This window comes from Catenulispora yoronensis (assembly GCF_039531695.1).
GTDB classification, from domain to species: domain Bacteria; phylum Actinomycetota; class Actinomycetes; order Streptomycetales; family Catenulisporaceae; genus Catenulispora; species Catenulispora yoronensis.
This window is the reverse complement of the sequence record NZ_BAAAQN010000009.1, coordinates 15,681-35,222: the sequence shown is the minus strand read 5'-3', so window position 1 is coordinate 35,222 and position 19,542 is coordinate 15,681. Positions and strand designations below refer to the sequence as shown.

Here is a 19,542-nt window from a genome sequence, read left to right as displayed (position 1 = left end):
TCGGTAGGCTGTCGGTAGGGTGGAGCCGTGACCAGTGCCCAGGCCCAGGCCGCACCTCCCGCGCCCAACCCGTTCTTGGAGTTCAGCCGAGACGCGTGGGCAGCCCTGAGGGACCGGACCCCGCTGCCGCTGACCGAGCCGGAGATCGAGCGGCTGCGCGGCCTGCTCGACGTGACCGACATCGAGGAGGTCCGCGACGTCTACCTGCCGTTGACCCAGTTGCTGAGCCTCTACGTACGCTCCACCGCGCACCTGCGCGGCACCATCGCCTCGTTCGCCGCCGGAGTCGGCGACCCGCAGGGGCAGTGGACGCCGGAGACGGCGCCGCCGTTCGTGATCGGCATCGCCGGCTCGGTGTCGGTGGGCAAGTCCACCTTCTCCCGGACACTGCGGGAACTGCTGGCCCGCAGCCCCGAGCACCCCGAAGTGGGATTGATCACCACCGACGGGTTCCTGTACCCGAACACCGTGCTGGAGAAGCACGGCCTGATGGGCCGCAAGGGCTTCCCGGAGTCGTACGACCAACGAGCGTTCCTGCGCTTCCTGTCGGCGGTGAAGTCCGGCCAGGCGACGGTCGAGGCACCGGTGTATTCACATCTGGTCTACGACATCGTGCCCGGCGAATGCGTGACAGTGCAGCGCCCCGACATCCTGCTGGTGGAGGGACTGAACCTGCTCCAACCGGCCCGGACCCGAGCCGACGGCCGCACCTCGATGGCGGCCTCGGACTTCCTGGACTTCTCGATCTACCTCGACGCCCGCCGCTCGGACCTGAAGCGCTGGTACACCGACCGCTTCCTGGCCCTCCGCTCCACAGCATTCAGCGACCCCCAGTCCTACTTCCACCGCTTCGCCTCACTGACCGACGACGCCGCCCGCGGCCTGGCCGAGGAGATCTGGACCTCGATCAACGAGCGGAACCTGATCGACAACATCCTGCCGACGCGCGGCCGGGCGAAGCTGGTGCTGCGCAAGAGCGCTGATCATCGGGTGGAGCGGGTGCAGCTGCGGAAGCCTTGAGGTGGGGGCACAGGACTCAGGACACAGAAAGCAGGAAGGGGAAGCAGGGGCGGGAGTGGGGCCGGGGCAGAGTAGCTGGCAGGCGGCACGCGAGAAGTGGTGCGCGGCAGGCAGCGAACAGTAGCTGGCGAGCGGAGAGTGGCAGGCGGCGGCAAGAAGCGGTCCACAGCGGCGAGCGGCGAGCAGTAGCCGGTGCGCGAGAAGCGGTGCATGGCAGGTGGTATCCGCCGAGCGGTTTTGCTTAGCGGTGGCTGCTGGGCGGGTGTCGCTGAGCGCCGAGTCGCGGTCGGCAAGTCGCGCGCGGACCGCGATGGCGAATCAGAGCTCTCCGACTCGTCGGATCGAGCCGTCCGGCCGACCCCGCCGACCAGCCCGTCTCCCTTTTCTACAAGACATCGGCGCGCCGCTCCGGCCATCGTGTGGAGGCATGCCGGTCCGCTCGATGCGGGGGGACGGCACCGCGACCGGCCGCGGAACCGGCCGGAACGGTGTCGTCACGCGGGTCGGAGGCGAGGTCGGGGCGGCTGGGCAAGAGCCGGAGGTGCGAGGGCCGGGGCAGGTCACTGCGTCAGTCGAGCAACACGCTGGTGACCCGTCCGGGGAGCCGGTCGAGTGCGGACCCGGGCGGGGCTCCGTGCCGCAGCTCCGCCAGCCGTCCCGGCGTCAGGCCGGTCATCGCTTTGACGTCGCGGGTCAGGTGCGCCTGGTCGTGGAAGCGGGCCAGGGCCGCGGCCTGGGCCCAGCTGCGGCCGGTCAGCCGGGCCCGCAATGCTGTCTGCAGGCGCAGTATCCGCGCCACCGATTTCGGGGGCATTCCCACCTGCTCCAGGAAGCGGCTGCGCAGGTGGCGGGCGCTCCAGCCGACGTCGTGCTGCACCTCCCGCAGTGGTCGGCCGGCCGCGATCAGTCGCAGCGCGCGTGTCACCTGCCAGGACGGGACCACGGGCGAGTCGGCCGCGCGCCGTTGGAGCCAGCCGTCCAGGAGGTGGAAGCGCTGCTCCCAGTCCGGCAGGCCGGCCAGTTCCTCCACCAGCAGCTCCCCGGGGCGGCCCAGGATCTCGGCCAGGGTCGGGAAGCCGGTGGCCAGGTGTGCCATCGGCAGGCCGAGGAGCCGGTGGGTGCCGGTGTGGCCGAGGGTGATCTCCAGGCCGTGGACGCGGCCGCGGTGCCGGCCGATCGAGGCGGCCGAGCGGCCCGCGGTCAGGAACGAGCCGCGCTCGAACGGCGGCTCGGCGGCCTCGATCGGGCCGATCCGGATCGGTTCGCCGAACGCCAGCAGCAGAGTGACCGCGCCGGAGGGGATCTCCAGGCGCGATCGCTCGGGGGCGTGCGGCAGGTGGAAGCCGTGGTAGCGGTGCGCGAGGCGGCGCAGTGCGGGGTCCGGCTCGCGGCGCACGCTTTCCATGGCCGCCAGGCTATTGTCAGGCGGCCTCCCCGGAAACCCTGAAGGACTGCAGGCGGCGGGTGCCGTAGATCAGCGCCCCGGCCGTGAACACCACCGACATCACCACCGAGGTGCTCATCGTCAGGTGCGCGCCGAGGTTCGGCAGGTGCCCGATCTGGTCGGCCAGGCCCAGTTCGTACTGGCCGATGGACAGCAGCCGCAGACCGCTGACCTGGCGGGTCAGCAGGCTCTCCCAGACCAGGATGTAGATCAGGGTCACGGCCACGGAGCGCTTGGTCACCACCGACAGGAACAGGAAGAAGGCGCTGTAGACCACGGCCCCGACGGCGGCGGCCACGATCACGCCGAGCGCCTCGGCGGTGTCGCCCTTGACCGGGGTGAAGGTCATGTCCAGCGGGCCGGGGTTGTCGACGTAGCCGGTGGTGCCGACGAACGCCGCGACCGTGATCGGCACGACGGCGAACACCAGGGTGGCGGCCGAGGCCACGATCCACTTGGTGGTCATCACCGTGGCCCGGCTGACCGGGGTGGCCAGCAGGTGCAGGATCGAGGCGTCGTCGACCTCGGTGCCCAGCACCGAGGTGCCGATGATCATGGCGGTCAGCGGCAGCAGGGTGACCAGGCCGATCTGGCCCAGCACCACGCCGGGCCAGCCGAAGTCGTGCGAGCTGTTGATGTCCGTGGTGACCCGCAGCCCGATGGTCAGGGCCAGCAGCAGGGCCGGCGGCAGCGCGATCAGCAGCGAGCGCCGGCGGCCCAGCAGCCCGCGCAGGGTGATGGCGGCGATCGTGGGGTTGAAGACGGTCGACATGGGTGTCAATCTCCTTACGAAGCCACCAGATAGGTGAACACGGACTCCAGCGACTCGTCGGCGGGCAGCACCGTGCGCAGCCGCACGCCGTGCTCCCGGGCGACGGCCGCCAACTCCCGGCTGAACGCGCCGTAGTCGCCGGCGCGGACCTGGAGGCCGCCGCCGGGGACGAGTTCGACGCCGTTGACCGAGTCCCGGCCGATGAGCGCGGCGGCCAGGACGCGGTCGTCGCTGGAGGCGACCTGGAACACGTGCGGGCGGGAGGTCATCAGGCGGCGGATAGTGCGGTAGTCGCCGGAGGCGGCGAGCCGGCCGGAGACGATGACCTGCACGGTGCCCGAGAGCCGTTCGACCTCTTCCAGGATGTGCGAGGAGAACACGATCGTGTGGCCGCTGTCGCCGAGGCGGTGCAGCAGGTCCATCATGTGCATGCGCTGGCGCGGGTCCATGCCGTTGAACGGCTCGTCGAGCAGCAGCACCCGGGGCTGGTGGACCAGGGCGGCGGCGACCTTGATGCGCTGCCGCATGCCTTTGGAGTAGGTGTCGATGCGGCGGTCGGCGGCCTCGGTGTCCATCTCGACCATGGTCAGTGCGCGGGCCACGGCGGTGTCGACGTCGGCGAGCTTGTGCAGTTTGGCGGTGGCGGTGACGAACTGGCGGCCGGTGAGGAAGGCGTAGACGGAGTCGCGTTCGGGGACCAGGCCGATCAGCCGGTAGATGCCGGGGTTGTGCCAAGTGGCCTGGCCGGCGACGGTGACGGTGCCGCGGGAGGGCGACAGGAAGCCGGAGACCAGGTGCAGCAGGGTGGACTTGCCGGCGCCGTTGGGGCCGAGCAGGCCGGTGACGCCGGGGCCGATGGTCATGCTGATGTCGTTGACGGCGACGACGTTGCCGTACCAGTGGGTGACGTTGTCGAGCACGATCTCGGCCGCGGCGCCGTGCCCTGCGGCCGGGTCCGGGGCGATCGTGGCGGCACTGGAGCCGGATTCGGCGCCGGTGCCGGCCGCCGCGGTGTCCCGCTGGCCGGGGATGTTGTCGATGGTCACAGCAGGCTCGCCTTCTGGTAGCGGCGCATCAGCAGGAACAGGCCCAGCGCGCACAGGGCGACCAGGACGATCAGGTAGACCGCGCCGAAGCCGCCGGGGTAGGGGATCTCGGCCTTGTCCGGGGCCCGGCCGACGATCCATTCCTTCATGCCCTCGATCATGTTCGCCGGGTTGAGCAGGCCGGAGATCTTCGGGCCCAGGCCCGGGCTCTCGGGCTTGACGAAGTAGCCGCCGCCGTCGGGGTCGTGGTGGTAGTGCGGCCGGAACCCGGTGAGGTGGACCATCGCGGTGGAGACCACCCAGGTGCCGAAGAAGAACACGGCGACGGCGCCGGTGGCGAAGGCGCGGCGGCCGGTGAAGCAGGACAGCAGCGCGGCCAGGATCGCGAAGGTGACGGAGTAGACCACGGCCAGTTCCACGCCGGGCAGGAAGGCGCGGGTCTCGTGCCAGACCTCGGAGGCGCCGTGCAGCGAGCCGATGGTGCCGACGTAGAGCAGCAGCTCGGGGACCGCGGTGAGCACGAGCATCGCCGTGATCAGGGCACTGACCTTGGCCAGCGGGTAGTCGGTGCGGCGCAGCGGCCGGGAGAAGTACAGCGGCAGGGTGCGGTTGCGGATGTCGCGGGAGATCAGCTCCGGGGTGACCGCGGCCAGGTACAGGACCAGCACGAGCTGGAAACTGAACATGTACTCGTCGTAGGCGATGGCACGGATGCCGGTGCGGGAGACCGAGAAGGCGTTGGCGACGGCCGGCAGGCACATGATGACCAGCGCCATGAACGGCACGATCTTGGCCTTGGGGCCGCGGCCCAGGCCCCAGGCCGAGCGCAGGCTGTGCCAGTACAGGGCGCGGACGATGCCCAGGCGGCCGACGCGTTCGCCGTCGTAGGTGCGGTAGCCGATGTCGTGGATGACACCGGACGGGGTGGCGGTCTCAGTGCTCATCGGCGCTCTCGTTTCCGGTCGCGGCGCCGCCGGCGGTGGTGCCGGCGGAAGGGGGGTCGGCGGGGGCGGCGGCCGGGTCGGCAGCGGCGGAAGAGTCGGCAGCGGCAGCCGGGTCGGTGGGGGCGGCGGCGACCGGGTCGGCAGCGGCGGCAGGGCCGTCGGCAGGGCTGTCGGCAAGGCTGTCGGCAGAAAGGGCGGCGGCAACCGGGGCACCGACAGAACCGATGTCGGTAGCACCGGTGCCGGCAAAAGCCGTACCGGCGGCGGGAGCGCCGAGGGCGGCCTCGTCGTCGAACCGGTCGTCCTCGAACCGCTCGTCGGCGAACAGCTCCTCCACCCGGTGCCGGCGCCGTTCCAGCCGGTTCAGCGGCAGGCCGAGGTCGGCCACCGCGTCCCGGATGGCGTCGTACACGCGGTCCGCCTCCTCGTCGGTGGCGCCCAGCCGGACCAGCAGGGCGCGGCCGTCGCGGCGCGGCTCCAGCCCGGCGGCCTTCAGGGCGGCGCCGAGCTGTCCGGTGCCCTCGTCGACCTCGACCGCCAGCACCGCGCTGGCCTTGGTGAAGGCCGACATCGAGGCGGCCCGCAGCAGCTTGCCGGAGTCGATGGCGACCAGCGAGTCGCAGATCTGCTCGATCTCGCCGAGCAGGTGCGAGGCGACCAGGATGGAGATGCCGAACTCGGCGCCGATCCGCTCGATCAGGTCCAGCATGGCCTCGCGGCCGGCCGGGTCCAGGCCGTTGGTGGGCTCGTCGAGCAGCAGCAGCCGGGGGTCGCCGACCAGGGCCTGGGCCAGCTTCACCCGCTGCTTCATGCCGGTGGAGTAGGTGCCGGTCAGGCGGTAGCGCTCCTCGTGCAGGCCGACGTGCCGCAGCGCCTCGGCGGCCCGCTCCTTGGCGGCGGTCGGCGGCAGCCCGCCCATCCGGCCCATGTGCGTGACGAACTCGGTGGCGGTCACGTCCGGCGGCAGGCAGTCGTGCTCGGGCATGTAGCCCACCAGGGTCCTGATCCGCTCGGCCTGGTCGACCACGTCGTAGCCGAGGACCGCGGCCGAGCCGGAGGTCGGCGCCAGCAGCCCCAGCAGGATCTTGATCAGCGTCGACTTGCCGGCGCCGTTCGCCCCGACCAGGCCGATGACGCCGGGCGGGACCGCGAGGGTCAGGCCGTCCAGGGCCGTCACCGGCCCCCGGGAGGTGCCGGGATAGCGCTTGGTGAGGCCGGATGCCTCGATCACGGCGGCGAGGCCCGCCGCGGGGACGGCCGCGCCGGCGGGGCCGGCCGTCGGTGTCGTGGCTGTGGTCATAGTGCCCACCGTAGGGAACGCGGGGTCCCGGCGCTTCAGCTTGAAGTGGGGATCCGGTGTAGGCCGCGAGGATGACGCGATAGGCCCCGGGGAGTACGCGCAGGGTCTCCCGGGGCCTCCCGGGGGCGGCCGGGGCCCCGGGACCGGGCCAGCCTCCGGGGGGCGCTCCAGGGCGTTCCGAGGCCGTTTCCAGCGGCAGGCCGGATGGTGGACCACCAAGCGGCGGAACTCCGGAATCTTGTTACGGTGAACCTATGAATACGGCCGATCTTCTTACCATCACCTCCGATGATCTGGCCATTACGCGCCTGGGCGACCGCACCGTCGACACCCCGCTGAAGGAACTCCTCGGCGAGCGGCAGGAGACGATGCACTACGTCACCGAGACCGACCGGGTCCTGCTCGACGTGGTGCAGGGCATCGCGAAGAAGCGCGGCGTGGACGTCGCGGGGCTGCCCGCGTTCAACCCCGGCGGCCCGCGCGAGAAGCTTTTCTTCGAGCCCACCGAGGTCACCGCCGGCATCGTCACCTGCGGCGGCCTGTGCCCGGGCCTGAACAACGTGATCCGCGGCCTGGTGCTGCACCTGGGCCGGGCCTACGGCGTCCGCAAGGTGCTGGGCTTCCGCAACGGCTTCAAGGGCCTGGCCGACGGCTCCGAGCCGCTCCAGCTGACCGAGCAGGCCGTCGCCGACATCCAGAACCGCGGCGGCACCATACTCGGCACCTCGCGCGGCAACCAGGACCCCTCGATCGGCGTCGACACGCTGGTCCGGCTCGGCGTGAACATCCTGTTCGTGATCGGCGGCGACGGCAGCCTGCGCGGCGCGCAGAAGCTGGCCGACGAGGCGCGGCGGCGCGGCGAGCGGATCGCGGTGGTCGGCATCCCGAAGACCATCGACAACGACATCCCGTGGATCGACCGCTCCTTCGGCTTCCAGACCGCGCTGTCCCAGGCCGCGGAGTCGATACGGGCCGCGCACGTGGAGGCCTTCTCCACCGAGAACGGCGTGGGCCTGGTGAAGCTGATGGGCCGGCACAGCGGCTTCATCGCCTGCCACGCCACCCTGGCCAGCCACGACGTGGACTTCACGCTGATCCCCGAGGTCCCCTTCGACATCGACGTGTTCCTGTCCTGTCTGAAGAAGCGGGTCGAGCACCAGGGCCACGCCGTGGTGGTGGTGGCCGAGGGCGCCGGGCAGGAGCACTTCCCGGCCTCGGACCAGACCGACGCCTCCGGCAACGCCCGGCTGAACGACATCGGCGGGCTGCTGAAGAAGCGGATCGTCGACTGGTTCGGCGACACGCCGCTGTCGGTGCGGTACGTGGACCCGGGCTACGAGATCCGCTCCGTGCCCGCGAACGCCTACGACGCGGTGTACTGCACGCGGCTGGCGCAGGCCGCCACGCACGCCGGCATGGCCGGGTTCACCTCGATGGTGGTCGGGCAGTGGCACGGCCGGATGGTGCACCTGCCGATCTCGCTGGCCACCGGCAGCCGGAACGTGGTGGACCCGTACGGGCAGCTGTGGATGAACGTGCTGGAGACCACCGGGCAGCCGAAGAAGATGAGCTGAGGTATCGCTTCGCGCACTGGAAGCGAAAACGTATAGCGGTAGTCGGCGGGTGGCGGCCGCCGCTATACGTTTTCGCTCTATGGCGTTGTCATCGCGTTCTATTGCGTTGTCATCGCGTTGCCGCGTTCTGCCGGTCGCTAGCCGAGCGCGGTCTTCACCACGCCGGCCAGGTGCTCGGCCAGCCGCCGCGCCAGCTCGGCGTCCTCGGCCTCGACCATCACCCGCACCAGCGGCTCCGTGCCGCTGGGGCGCAGCAGGACCCGGCCGGTGTCGCCGAGCTCGGCCTCGGCCTCCTTGACCGCCTGCGCCAGCTCGGCGCTGGAGGCGGCGCGGGACTTGTCGACGTCCTTGACGTTGATCATCACCTGCGGGAGCTTGGTCATCACCGCGGCCAGCTCGGCCAGCGGCCGGCCGGTGGCGGCCACCCGGGCCAGCAGGTGCAGCGCGGTCAGCGTGCCGTCGCCGGTGGTGGCGTGGTCGGTGAGGATCACGTGGCCGGACTGCTCGCCGCCGAGCACGAAGCCGCCGGCCCGCATCGCCTCCAGCACGTAGCGGTCCCCGACCGCGGTCTCCACGAAGTTCAGGCCCTCGCGCTGCATCGCCTGCTTGAAGCCGAAGTTCGCCATCACGGTGCCGACCACGGTGCCGCCGGTCAGCGTGCCGGTCTCGCGCATGGCCAGCGCCAGCACCGCCAGGATCTGGTCGCCGTCGACCTCCTCGCCGGCGGCGTCGACGGCCAGGCAGCGGTCGGCGTCGCCGTCGTGCGCGATGCCGGCGTCGGCGCCGTGCGCGACCACGGCCGCGCGCAGGCCCTCCAGGTGCGTGGAGCCGCAGTTGTCGTTGATGTTCAGGCCGTCCGGCTCGACGTGGGTGGCGATCACCTCGGCGCCGGCCCGGCGCAGCGCCTCCGGCGAGACGTGGAACGCCGCGCCGTTGGCCTCGTCGACGACCACCTTCAGGCCGTCGAGGCGGTTGGGCAGGGTGGAGAGCAGGTGCTCGACGTAGCGCTCGCCGCCCTCGGGGTAGTCCCGGACGCGGCCGATGGCGGCCCCGACCGGACGGGTCCACTGCTCGTTCATCCGGCGCTCGATGGCGTCCTCAAGGGCGTCGTCCAGCTTCACGCCGCCGCGGGCGAGGAACTTGATGCCGTTGTCCGGCGCCGGGTTGTGCGAGGCGGACAGCACCACGCCGAGATCGGCGCCGAGCACCTCGGTCAGGTAGGCGACCGCCGGGGTCGGCAGCACGCCGAGGCGGAGCACGTCCACCCCGGCGGAGGCGAGGCCGGCGACCACCGCGCCCTCCAGGAACTCGCCGGACGCACGCGGATCGCGGCCCACGACCGCCTTGGGACGGTGGCCTTCGAAGAGGCCGACCTCGCCGAGGACGTGTGCGGCGGCCACCGACAGGTCCAGCGCCAGCTCCGCGGTCAGTTCCCGGTTGGCCATGCCGCGTACGCCGTCGGTGCCGAAAAGCCTGGTCATATGCGCGCTCTCCTCGAGGGGGCAGGAGGGGTGGAAACCCTAGGGGACGGTATTCCCGGGAAAACATCGTACGAACGCCCCGGGAAGGGGAACCTCCCGGGGCGTTCGTTTTCGACGGGACCGCGAAATTCCTCTCGCGGAGGCGCCGGTGTTTAGCGCTTGCTGTACTGCGGAGCCTTACGGGCCTTCTTCAGACCGGCCTTCTTACGCTCGGTGGCGCGCGGGTCCCGAGTCAGGAAGCCGGCCTTCTTCAAGGTGGCCCGGTTGTTCTCCAGGTCCGCCGCGTTCAGCGCGCGGGCCACGCCCAGGCGCAGCGCGCCGGCCTGGCCGGAGATGCCGCCGCCGTCGATGCGGGCGACGACGTCGTAGGCGCCGTCCAGCTCCAGGACCTTGAACGGGTCGTTCACCAGCTGCTGGTGGACCTTGTTCGGGAAGTAGGAGTCCAGAGTACGGCCGTTGATCTTCCAGACGCCGGTGCCCGGCACGATCCGGACGCGGGCGATGGCCTCCTTGCGGCGGCCCAGGCCCTGCCCGGAAGTGGTGGCGGAGCGGCGCACGACGGGCGCGGCCGCCGCGGCGGGGGTCTCGGAGGTGTACTCGGTGAGCTCCTCCTCCTCGCCGCCGCCGCCGGCGAACTCGTCAACGAACTCGGGGGTGGTGTCGACCTCGGTCACAGCCACAGTTCCTTTCTGGGTGAACTAAGAAGAGTGGAGTGGCCGGGACTACTGCGCGACCTGGGTGATGACGTACGGCTCCGGCTTCTGGGCCGCGTGCGGGTGCTCCTCGCCGCGGTACACCTTCAGCTTCGACAGCATCTGGCGGCCGAGGGAGTTCTTCGGCAGCATGCCGCGAACGGCCTTCTCGATGGCCTTGCGCGGGTCCTTGTCGATCAGGTCGCCGTACTTCACCGAACGCAGACCGCCCGGGTAGCCGGAGTGGCGGTAGGCGAGCTTGTCCTGGCGCTTGTTGCCGGACAGGTGCACCTTCTCGGCGTTGATGATGATGACGAAGTCGCCCGCGTCGACGTGCGGGGCGAAAATCGGCTTGTGCTTGCCGCGAAGCAGGTTCGCGGTCTGGGTGGCCAGACGCCCGAGAACAATGTCACGGGCATCGATGACGTGCCACTGACGCTGCACGTCACCGGGCTTGGGGCTGTACGTACGCACGGAAATGCTCCTGGCGTGTGTCGTAGACGTTTACGCGATGAAGAAGCACGCCGTCGTCGTGAGTACAAGGCATGCCTAAAGGCGCGTGTCCCCTCGCCATACTCCCCGTTTCCCCGGATGCAACGCCAGGGACACGGTTTTGTACGAACACGGGATGGACGCACCGAAGCACCAGCTTACCCGATGGTCGGGGATGCTCAGGACTTCGCGCCGGACTTGACCGGCCGGCGGTCCGGCCGGCGCTCGTCCCAGACCGGTTCCGGGGCCTCGTAGACCCGGCCGTCGGTGCCGAACACCAGGTAGCGGTCGAAGCCCTTGGCGAACCAGCGGTCGTGGGTGACGGCGATCACGGTGCCGTCGTACTGCTGGAGACCGTCCTCCAGGGCGTCGGCCGACATCAGGTCGAGGTTGTCGGTGGGCTCGTCGAGCAGCAGCATCGTGGCGCCGCTGAGCTCCAGACGCAGGATCTGGAAGCGGGCCTGCTGGCCGCCGGAGAGGTTGCCGAAGCGCTGCTCGGCCTGGTTGTTCAAGGCATAGCGGGCCAGCGTCGGCGAGGCGTTGTCGCGCTGGAAGGAGAACTCCTCCCAGAGGATCTCCAGAAGCGTCTTCTGCTCCAGGTGCGGCTGCCTATGCGTTTGGCGGAAGTGTCCAGGGACGACGCGCGCGCCGAGTTTGAAAGTGCCGGTGTGGGCGACGTCGTCGCCGCCGGCGAGGAGGCGGAGGAAGTGGGACTTCCCTGAGCCGTTCCCGCCGAGGACCGCTACGCGTTCGCCATAGAAGATCTCCGTGGAGAACGGCTGCATGAGGCCGGTGAGTTCCAGGTTCACGCACTCGAAGGCGCGCACTCCGGTGCGTCCGCCCTTAAGGCGCATCTTCACCTGTTGCTCGCGCGGCGGCGCGGGCGGCGGGCCGGCCTGCTCGAACCTCTCCAGGCGGGTGCACATGGCGCGGTACTTCGCGGCCATCGCCTCGCTGTTCTTGGCCTGCTGGCGGAGTTCGACGACGAGGTCCTTGAGGCGGCGGTGTTCTTCTTCCCAGCGGCGCAGGAGTTCTTCGAAGCGGTCGAAGCGGGCCTTGCGGACTTCGTGGTAGTTGGCGAAGCCGCCGCCGTGGATCCAGACCGAGCCGCCGATACCGCCGCCGGAGCCGACCTCGACGGTGACGATCTTCTTCGCGGTGCGGGCGAGGAGTTCGCGGTCGTGGGTGACGAACAGGACCGTCTTGGGCGTCTCGTTGATGGCTTCTTCGAGCCAGCGCTTGCCGGGGACATCGAGGAAGTTGTCCGGCTCGTCGAGCAGGAGGACTTGGTCCGGACCGCGCAGGAGCGCTTCGAGGACGAGGCGCTTCTGCTCGCCGCCGGAGAGCGTCGCGGCGGGGCGGAACTGGGCCTGGATGTAGGGAACGCCCACGGCGATCGTGCAGCAGGCGTCCCATAGCGTTTCCGCCTCGTAGCCGCCCGCGTCGCCCCAGTCGACGAGCGCCTGGGCGTAGCGGAGCTGGGTGGGCTCGGCGTCGTCCTCCATCATCAGCAGCTCGGCGGTCTCAAGCTCCGCGGCGGCTTTCTGGAGGTTCGGCTGGGCGACCGACAGGAGCAGGTCGCGGACGGTCGGCGGCTCCTGGCCGGGTTCGGTTTTGCGGTCGACGAACTGGCGCATCACGCCGAGGCCGCCGGAGCGCACCACGGCGCCGCCGGTGGGATCGATGTCGCCGGCGATGAGGCGCAGCAGGGTGGTCTTGCCGGCGCCGTTGGCGCCGACCAGGGCCGCTTTGTCGCCGTCGCCGATCCGGAAGGTGATGTCCTGGAGCAGGACGCGGCCGTCCGGAAGGTGGTACTGGAGACTGTTGACGTCGATATGGCCCATGGCGTGCAGTGTCGCTCAAAGCGGCCTAGTGGCGCGAATGGATATAGCGTCGCGGGCATGGGTGAGGTGTTACTGCTGTGCGGGTCGGTGCGTAAGGGATCCTCGAATGAGGCGATGCTGCGGCTGGTACAGGACGTAGCTGGGGAAACGTATAGCGCGGTGTTCTATGAGGGGCTTGGGGATCTCCCTCATTTCAATCCCGATCTGGATGTCGATCCGTTGCCGGAGGCGGTTGCCGGGCTGCGGGCCGCCATCGCGCGCGCGGACGCGGTTCTGGTGTGCACACCGGAGTACGCGGGGACGTTGCCAGGATCGTTCAAGAACCTGCTGGACTGGACGGTCGGCGGAACCGAGATCTGCGACAAGCCGACGGGATGGATCAACGCGGCGAATCCGGGGCGCGGCGAGGGCGCTGTGGCGACGCTGCGGACGGTGCTGGAGTACACCGGTGCGGGGATCGTGGAAGAGGCGTGCGCGCGGATCGCTATAGCGGATCCCGACGCGCGCGAACGTATTACGGAGGTTCTGCGCGCGTTGGTCCGGTAGAACGAACGGATGCGACCGGAACCAGGCCAGGTATTGCATTTCTCGGAAGACCCGACCATCACTCGCTTCGCACCGCATGTGGCCGCCACCGCGCGACAGCCGGAGGCGTATGTGTGGGCTGTCGACCGCGACAGGTGCCCCGACTATTGGTTCCCGCGGGAGTGCCCGCGGGCGATGGCCTGGGTGCAGCCGGGCACCACCGCCGAGGACCGCGACCGGATCATCGGCCCCGGCGGCGGACCGCGGGTGCACGCGGTGGAGTACGGCTGGCTGGAGCGGATGCGGACGGTGGAGCTGTACGCGTACCGGTTCGACGCGCGCGAGTTCCGGCCGTTCGGCGATCCGGTCCACGCGCACGTCGCCGAGCGGGAGGTGCGGCCGCTCGGTCCGGCGGAGCGGGTCGGAGACGTGTTCGCGCTGTTCGAGGCGGCGGACATCCAGCTCCGGGTGCTGCCGACGCTGCTGCCGTTCTGGGAGCAGGTGATCGGGTCGACGCTGGGGTTCAGCGGGATCCGGATGCGGAACGCGCGTACTGGGGTTTGAGCTGCGGGGCCGTGGGACTGCGTGCTGCGGGGCTGCGGGGCTGCGGGGCTGCGGGGCTGCGGCTAGAGCATCAGCTCGGCGGTCGGGGTCGGTCAGTCCGATTCCAGCACCCTGACGCGCCGGGTCTTCCGCTGCTGCGCGGCCAGCTCGTCGTCCGGCGGGTAGACGACCTCTTCGAGCGTCAGCCCCTGCGGCGGGGCAACCTTCACCTCGGAGGAGCGGACCTGCTCGGCAAGGATCCGGCCGGGATCGCCGACCGGCCGCCGGCCCTCCCCCACCGCCAGCAGCGCACCGACGAGGCTGCGGACCATGGAGTGGCAGAAGGCATCCGCCCGCACGTCGGCGACGAGCAGGCCGGTCGGCGTCAGCGTGGTCGGCGCCTCGCGGGTCCAGGTGAGGCGGGTGAGGCAGCGGATGGTGGTCGCCCCCTCGCGCTTCTTGCAGAAGGAGGCGAAGTCGTGCTCCCCGAGCAGCGCTGCGGCAGCCTCGTTCATCAGGTCCGGGTCGAGGACGCGCGGATGCCACAGGACGTCGTGGCGGCGCAGCGGGTGCGGGCCGTAGGGGGCGTCGGTGACACGGTAGGTGTAGCGGCGGCCGACGGCGGCGAACCGAGCGTCGAAGCCCTCCGGAGCGGCCGCGGCGGCCCAGACCCGCACATCCCCCGGCAACACCGCCGCGAGCCGCCTCAGCAGCCGCTCCTGGTGCTCGGCCCACAACTCCTCGGGCACGTCCAGATGCGCCACCTGTCCCCCGGCGTGCACCCCGGCGTCGGTCCGTCCGGCCACCACCAGCGTCACGTCCCGCCGCAGCACCGTGGACAGCGCGGCGGTCAGCTCCCCGCACACCGTCCGCCGCCCCGGCTGGACGGCCCACCCGGAGAAGGCGGTGCCGTCGTAGGCCAGGTCGAGGCGGACGCGGACGTCTCCGGGGAGGGGCTCGGTGCTCACGGGTTCATTCTCGCGCAGAGCGCGCGACGGCTGCCGCCGGCCCGGTCGGCGTCTAGACCGGCGGAGCGGAAAAGAATTTCTCCAGCGAGACCCCGTTGACCCAGTGGCTGAGCTTGTCGCGATCGATCAGGACCACCTGCTGGGACTGGGCCAACTCCCGGCATTGTCTGGTGAAGCGCCAGGCAGTGGTGACGAACACCGGCAGATCGGCGCCGTGCACCGCGCGGACGGTGCCGAGGAACCGCTGCATGTCCGGGCCGGGCACCGGCGCGCTCTCCTTGTACCGCTTGCACTGGATCACGACGAGCCTGCCGTCCGGGGCCTTGGCGATCACATCGGCGCCGAGGTCGCCCGCCCCGCCGCCGGCTCTCACAACCAGGAACCCGTCCCGATGGCACAGCCCGGCGACGAACTTCTCGAACTCCGTTCCGCTCATCGCGTCCAACGCGCGGAGGCTGCGGTGCCGGCCGGCCTGTTCGAGCTCGGCGAGCCGCGCCGCCTCCGCAGCTTGTTCCGCACGCCCGGCGCTGCTGGCGCGCAGCAGCAATGCCACGCCGACGGCGACGACCCCGGCCGCCGGAATCGCCGGCCAGGCCCCCAGCGTGCCGGTCGCCGCCTCGCCGACGGCGACGACCGCACAGGCGGCGAGCACGGCCACCGCCAGCCGCCTGGCCGGCGTCACCGACGGCTCAGCCCGCTGCCGCTGGTTCCCCGCCGGCCGGCCGCCCCGTGCGCCGGTGGGTCGTTTGCGCGGTGCCTTGGTCTGAGCCATGGAGACCACCCCCCTGCGAGCCATCGGATCGTCGAACACTGTGTTCCCCGGGAAGCCGATGGCGAGACGCTATGAGAAATAGCGAAGGCCCGCCCCCTCCGAAGAGGGGGCGGGCCTGGAAACCGCGGAAGGACTTACTCCTTCTCGGCAGCCTCGGTCTCGGTGGCCTCGGTGGCCTCGGTGGCCTCAGCCTCGACAGCCTCGACCTCCTCCGCCGGAGCCTCGGCCGGAGCCTCGGCGGCGGCCGGGGCCTCCGCCTTCGCGGCCTTCTCCTTCACCGAGCGCTTCGTGGCGGCCTCGGCCTCGCGGACCGCGGTCTGCTGCACGGTGAGCGCCTCGACCAGCTCGATCACGGCCATGGGGGCGTTGTCGCCCTTGCGGTTGCCGGCCTTGATGATGCGGGTGTAACCGCCGGGGCGGTTGGCGTAGTTCGGCGCGATCTCGTCGAACAGGCGGAAGACGATGTCCTTGTCGCGGAGCACGGCCAGGACCTGGCGACGGTTGTGCAGGTCGCCCTTCTTGGCCTTGGTGATCAGCCGCTCGGCGTAGGGGCGCAGCAGGCGCGCCTTGGCCTCGGTGGTGGTGATCTTGTCGTGCTCGAACAGCGACTTGGCGAGGTTCGCCAGGATCAGCTTCTGGTGCGCCGGGGAGCCGCCGAGGCGGGCGCCCTTCTTCGGCTGGGGCATTTCTTCTCCTTGGTGTCTCGGGCCGTGTCAGGTACCCGGGATCAGAACCGCCGGCGGGCGGGTGCCCGGCGGCGGGGGTGGGGCCGCGCCCTGGCGGGTGCGGCCCCGGTGCGGAGCCTTACAGCTCCTCGGTCTCCGCGTACGCGGCGTCCAGGTCCTCGTCCTCGTCGAACTGGTTGTCGACGACCAGCGAGGGATCGAATCCGGGCGGGGAGTCCTTCAGCGCCAGGCCCATGCTCATCAGCTTGACCTTGACCTCGTCGATGGACTTCGCCCCGAAGTTGCGGATGTCCAGCAGGTCGGCCTCGCTGCGCGCGACCAACTCGCCCACGGTGTGGATGCCCTCGCGCTTGAGGCAGTTGTAGGAGCGGACGGTCAGCTCCAGGTCCTCGATCGGCAGCGCCAGGTCGGCGGCCAGGGCGGCGTCGGTCGGGGACGGGCCCATGTCGATGCCCTCGGCCTCGATGTTGAGCTCGCGGGCCAGGCCGAACAGCTCCACCAGGGTCTTGCCGGCGGAGGCGACGGCGTCGCGCGGGCGCATCGACTGCTTGGTCTCGACGTCCAGCACCAGCCGGTCGAAGTCGGTGCGCTGCTCGACGCGGGTGGCCTCGACGTCGTACTTGACCTTCAGCACCGGCGAGTAGATCGAGTCGATCGGGATGCGCCCGATCTCCTGGCCCGCCTGCTTGTTCTGCACCGCGGAGACGTAGCCGCGGCCACGCTCGACGGTGAGCTCCATCTCCAGCTTGCCCTTGCCGTTGAGGGTGGCGATGATCAGCTCGGGGTTGTGGACCTCGACGCCGGCCGGCGGGGCGATGTCGGCGGCGGTAACGGTGCCCGGGCCCTGCTTGCGCAGGTACATGGTCACCGGCTCGTCGATCTCGGAGGAGACGACCAGCTGCTTGATGTTCAGGATCAGGTCGGTGACGTCCTCCTTCACACCCGGGATCGTGGTGAACTCGTGGAGCACGCCGTCGATCCGGATGGACGTCACCGCGGCGCCGGGGATGGACGACAGGAGCGTCCGGCGCAGCGAGTTGCCGAGGGTGTAGCCGAAGCCGGGCTCCAGCGGCTCGATGAGGAACCGCGAGCGGTACTCATCGATGATTTCCTCGGTCAGAGTGGGGCGCTGTGCGATAAGCACGCTTTCAACCTCCAGTGCCTGGGCCGGCCGCTATATACCGACCACGGGGGTGGTGCACCCATGGGGAGCCCGCGAAGGCTCCCCATGGGGACGAGCCGCTACTTGGAGTAGAGCTCGACGATCAGCTGCTCCTGGACCTGCGTGTCGATGACCGCACGCTCCGGGAGCGAGTGGACGAGGATCCGCATCTTCGACGGGATGACCTCGATCCAGGCCGGAGCCGGACGCTCGCCGGCCTCGGCGCGGGCCACGACGAACGGGGTGAGCTCCAGGCTCTCCTTGCGCACCTCGACGATGTCGCTGGGCGACACGCGCATCGAGGGGATGTTCGCCTTGTGGCCGTTCAGCAGGATGTGGCCGTGGCGGACCAGCTGGCGCGCGTGGTCGCGGGACTTGGCGAAGCCGGCCCGGTAGACCACGTTGTCCAGACGGGACTCGAGGATGCGGAGCAGGTTCTCACCCGTCTTGCCACCCTTGCGGTTGGCCTCCTCGTAGTAGCCGCGGAACTGCTTCTCCAGAACGCCGTAGATACGGGCGGTCTTCTGCTTCTCGCGAAGCTGGAGCAGGTACTCGTTCTCCTTGGTGCGACCGCGGCCGTGCTCACCCGGGGGGTAGGGACGGATCTCGATCGGGCACTTGGGGCCATCGCACTTGCTGCCCTTGAGAAAGAGCTTGGTCTTCTCGCGGCGGCAGCGCTTGCAGTCGGGGCCGGTGTAACGGGCCATGGTTCTTCTACTCTCCTAGCTCAGACGCGCCGGCGCTTCGGCGGACGGCAGCCGTTGTGCGGCGAAGGGGTGACGTCGTTGATGGATCCGACCTCCAGGCCGGTCTGCTGCAGCGACCGGATGGCGGTCTCGCGGCCGGAGCCGGGACCCTTGACGAACACGTCGACCTTCTTCATGCCGTGCTCCATGGCCCGACGGGCGGCGGCCTCGGCGGTCATCTGAGCGGCGAACGGGGTCGACTTGCGCGAGCCCTTGAAGCCCACCTGACCCGAGCTCGCCCACGCGATCACGTTCCCCTGCGGGTCGGTGATCGAGACGATGGTGTTGTTGAACGTGCTCTTGATGTGAGCGTGCCCGTGGGCGACGTTCTTCTTTTCCTTGCGGCGCAGCTTGGGAGCCTTGGCGCCGGCCTTACGGCTCTGGGGAGGCATTGTGCTGGGTTCTCCTGATTGAGGTGATCGGTCCGGGCCACTGACAACCAGCTAATCCGGTCCGTGGCTGGACTACTTCCGGCCGGCCTTCTTCTTGCCGGCGATGGCCTTGCGCGGGCCCTTGCGCGTACGCGCGTTGGTGTGGGTCCGCTGGCCATGCACCGGCAGGCCCTTGCGGTGCCGGATGCCCTGGTAGCAGCCGATCTCGATCTTGCGGCGGATGTCCGCCTGGACCTCACGGCGCAGGTCACCCTCGACGCGGTAGTTCGTGTCGATCCACTGGCGGAGCTTGACGAGGTCGTCCTCCGTCAGGTCCTTCACGCGCGTGTTCGGGTCGATGCCGGTCTCCGCGCAGGTCTGCTGCGAGCGGGTGCGGCCGATGCCGTAGATGTAGGTGAGGGCGATCTCCAGACGCTTCTCGCGCGGGATGTCCACACCAGAGAGACGTGCCATCAGGCAGGCTCCTGTTTCTGTTCGTTCCGGAGGTGTCGAAGCAGCGCCGGTCCTGGTGCCTGACCAGGTCTCCGGCCTCCGGGCCGGGGGTAACGTCCGGGAGCCTCATGGCGAAGGCTCGCGGGGTCGGGACGCTGCGATAAAACAACCGGACCGCGGCGGGTCCGGTCCGAGCTCAGCCCTGACGCTGCTTGTGGCGCAGGTTCTCGCAGATGACCATGACGCGGCCGTGGCGACGGATCACCTTGCACTTGTCACAGATCTTCTTGACGCTGGGCTTGACCTTCATGGTGGTTCCTTACTGGTATCGGTCGTCCGGCGCGCGGAAACGCACCGAAAGGCAGCCCACCGCTCTTGTTCGCGGTGAGCCTCGATGGACGTGAACGGCAGGGACCCCTCTTGGTGGAAGAGGAGCCCTCCAGGTCACTTGTAGCGGTAGACGATGCGCCCACGGGTCAGGTCGTACGGGCTGAGCTCGACGACGACCCGGTCGTCCGGAAGGATCCGGATGTAGTGCATCCGCATCTTGCCGGAGATGTGCGCGAGGACCTTGTGGCCGTTCGCCAGCTCAACGCGGAACATCGCGTTGGGCAGGGACTCGATGATGGTGCCCTCGATCTCGATGGCGCCTTCTTTTTTGGCCAAGTTCCTTCAATCTCCTTCAGAAGGGTGTCTACTGCCGCGTC

Annotated in this window: 21 protein-coding genes and 1 pseudogene; 4 read left to right on the top strand and 18 right to left on the bottom strand. The window is 70.0% G+C overall.

Annotation, left to right across the window (positions count from 1 at the left end):
* Positions 1–27 precede the first annotated feature (27 nt).
* Positions 28–1,020, top strand: a complete 993-nt coding sequence (coaA, locus tag ABD481_RS10210; RefSeq protein ID WP_344665324.1) for a type I pantothenate kinase — start codon at positions 28–30, stop codon at positions 1,018–1,020.
* Between the two features lie 568 nt (positions 1,021–1,588).
* Here the strand turns inward: coaA and ABD481_RS10205 are convergent.
* The 5 genes and pseudogenes from ABD481_RS10205 to ABD481_RS10185 form a co-directional block, all read right to left on the bottom strand.
* Positions 1,589–2,425: an AraC family transcriptional regulator gene (locus ABD481_RS10205; RefSeq protein WP_344665323.1), complete on the bottom strand. Its 837-nt coding sequence runs from the start codon at positions 2,423–2,425 to the stop codon at positions 1,589–1,591.
* Positions 2,426–2,441: 16 nt separating this feature from the next.
* Positions 2,442–3,236 carry an ABC transporter permease subunit gene (locus ABD481_RS10200; RefSeq protein WP_344665322.1) on the bottom strand — a complete coding sequence of 265 codons (795 nt, stop codon included), beginning with the start codon at positions 3,234–3,236 and terminating at the stop codon, positions 2,442–2,444.
* Positions 3,237–3,250: 14 nt separating this feature from the next.
* Positions 3,251–4,201, bottom strand: a complete 951-nt coding sequence (locus ABD481_RS10195; RefSeq protein WP_344665463.1) for an ABC transporter ATP-binding protein — start codon at positions 4,199–4,201, stop codon at positions 3,251–3,253.
* Between the two features lie 77 nt (positions 4,202–4,278).
* Complete coding sequence (locus ABD481_RS10190) at positions 4,279–5,226, bottom strand: ABC transporter permease (RefSeq protein WP_344665321.1); 948 nt, start codon at positions 5,224–5,226, stop codon at positions 4,279–4,281.
* Between the two features lie 319 nt (positions 5,227–5,545).
* Positions 5,546–6,457: pseudogene (locus ABD481_RS10185) on the bottom strand (ABC transporter ATP-binding protein); the annotation flags it as partial.
* 323 nt (positions 6,458–6,780) lie between these two features.
* Here ABD481_RS10185 and ABD481_RS10180 point away from each other — a divergent pair.
* On the top strand, positions 6,781–8,100 hold the full coding sequence (locus tag ABD481_RS10180) for an ATP-dependent 6-phosphofructokinase (protein WP_344665320.1): 1,320 nt from the start codon (positions 6,781–6,783) through the stop codon (positions 8,098–8,100).
* Between the two features lie 137 nt (positions 8,101–8,237).
* Here ABD481_RS10180 and glmM read toward each other — a convergent pair whose 3' ends face one another.
* The 4 genes from glmM to ABD481_RS10160 all read right to left on the bottom strand — a co-directional run bounded on the left by glmM (position 8,238) and on the right by ABD481_RS10160 (position 12,609).
* The gene (gene glmM / locus ABD481_RS10175) at positions 8,238–9,581 is read right to left on the bottom strand and encodes a phosphoglucosamine mutase (protein ID WP_344665319.1); all 1,344 of its coding nucleotides are present in this window, start codon (positions 9,579–9,581) and stop codon (positions 8,238–8,240) included.
* A gap of 152 nt (positions 9,582–9,733) precedes the next feature.
* The gene (gene rpsI / locus ABD481_RS10170) at positions 9,734–10,255 is read right to left on the bottom strand and encodes a 30S ribosomal protein S9 (protein WP_344665318.1); all 522 of its coding nucleotides are present in this window, start codon (positions 10,253–10,255) and stop codon (positions 9,734–9,736) included.
* A 48-nt stretch (positions 10,256–10,303) separates the two neighbouring features.
* Positions 10,304–10,747, bottom strand: a complete 444-nt coding sequence (rplM, locus tag ABD481_RS10165; RefSeq protein WP_344665317.1) for a 50S ribosomal protein L13 — start codon at positions 10,745–10,747, stop codon at positions 10,304–10,306.
* A gap of 197 nt (positions 10,748–10,944) precedes the next feature.
* A complete protein-coding gene (locus ABD481_RS10160) occupies positions 10,945–12,609 on the bottom strand; it encodes an ABC-F family ATP-binding cassette domain-containing protein (RefSeq protein ID WP_344665316.1) in 1,665 nt (554 codons plus the stop codon).
* A 57-nt stretch (positions 12,610–12,666) separates the two neighbouring features.
* On the opposite strand from ABD481_RS10160, the gene ABD481_RS10155 reads away from it, so the two are divergent.
* Together ABD481_RS10155 and ABD481_RS10150 are read left to right on the top strand one after the other, a co-directional pair.
* Positions 12,667–13,155 (top strand): NADPH-dependent FMN reductase, encoded by a 489-nt coding sequence (locus ABD481_RS10155; protein WP_344665315.1) that lies wholly within the window; start codon positions 12,667–12,669, stop codon positions 13,153–13,155.
* 9 nt (positions 13,156–13,164) lie between these two features.
* Positions 13,165–13,698 carry a DUF6886 family protein gene (locus ABD481_RS10150; protein ID WP_344665314.1) on the top strand — a complete coding sequence of 178 codons (534 nt, stop codon included), beginning with the start codon at positions 13,165–13,167 and terminating at the stop codon, positions 13,696–13,698.
* A gap of 92 nt (positions 13,699–13,790) precedes the next feature.
* On the opposite strand, the gene truA is transcribed toward ABD481_RS10150, so the two are convergent.
* The 9 genes from truA to infA form a co-directional block, all read right to left on the bottom strand.
* The gene (gene truA, locus ABD481_RS10145; RefSeq protein ID WP_344665313.1) at positions 13,791–14,645 is read right to left on the bottom strand and encodes a tRNA pseudouridine(38-40) synthase TruA; all 855 of its coding nucleotides are present in this window, start codon (positions 14,643–14,645) and stop codon (positions 13,791–13,793) included.
* Positions 14,646–14,697: 52 nt separating this feature from the next.
* Entirely contained in the window at positions 14,698–15,417 is a 720-nt protein-coding gene (locus ABD481_RS10140; protein ID WP_344665312.1) for a restriction endonuclease, read from the bottom strand.
* A 134-nt stretch (positions 15,418–15,551) separates the two neighbouring features.
* Positions 15,552–16,103, bottom strand: coding sequence for a 50S ribosomal protein L17 (rplQ, locus tag ABD481_RS10135; protein ID WP_344665311.1), 552 nt, complete (start codon positions 16,101–16,103; stop codon positions 15,552–15,554).
* A 118-nt stretch (positions 16,104–16,221) separates the two neighbouring features.
* Positions 16,222–17,247: a DNA-directed RNA polymerase subunit alpha gene (locus ABD481_RS10130; protein ID WP_344656612.1), complete on the bottom strand. Its 1,026-nt coding sequence runs from the start codon at positions 17,245–17,247 to the stop codon at positions 16,222–16,224.
* Positions 17,248–17,345: 98 nt separating this feature from the next.
* Positions 17,346–17,972: a 30S ribosomal protein S4 gene (rpsD, locus tag ABD481_RS10125; RefSeq protein ID WP_344665310.1), complete on the bottom strand. Its 627-nt coding sequence runs from the start codon at positions 17,970–17,972 to the stop codon at positions 17,346–17,348.
* A 20-nt stretch (positions 17,973–17,992) separates the two neighbouring features.
* Positions 17,993–18,403, bottom strand: a complete 411-nt coding sequence (gene rpsK, locus ABD481_RS10120) for a 30S ribosomal protein S11 (RefSeq protein WP_012785188.1) — start codon at positions 18,401–18,403, stop codon at positions 17,993–17,995.
* Positions 18,404–18,475: 72 nt separating this feature from the next.
* Positions 18,476–18,856, bottom strand: a complete 381-nt coding sequence (rpsM, locus tag ABD481_RS10115) for a 30S ribosomal protein S13 (RefSeq protein ID WP_344665309.1) — start codon at positions 18,854–18,856, stop codon at positions 18,476–18,478.
* Positions 18,857–19,031: 175 nt separating this feature from the next.
* Positions 19,032–19,145 carry a 50S ribosomal protein L36 gene (gene rpmJ, locus ABD481_RS10110; protein ID WP_009740505.1) on the bottom strand — a complete coding sequence of 38 codons (114 nt, stop codon included), beginning with the start codon at positions 19,143–19,145 and terminating at the stop codon, positions 19,032–19,034.
* A gap of 134 nt (positions 19,146–19,279) precedes the next feature.
* A complete protein-coding gene (infA, locus tag ABD481_RS10105; protein ID WP_012785186.1) occupies positions 19,280–19,501 on the bottom strand; it encodes a translation initiation factor IF-1 in 222 nt (73 codons plus the stop codon).
* Positions 19,502–19,542: the final 41 nt, after the last annotated feature.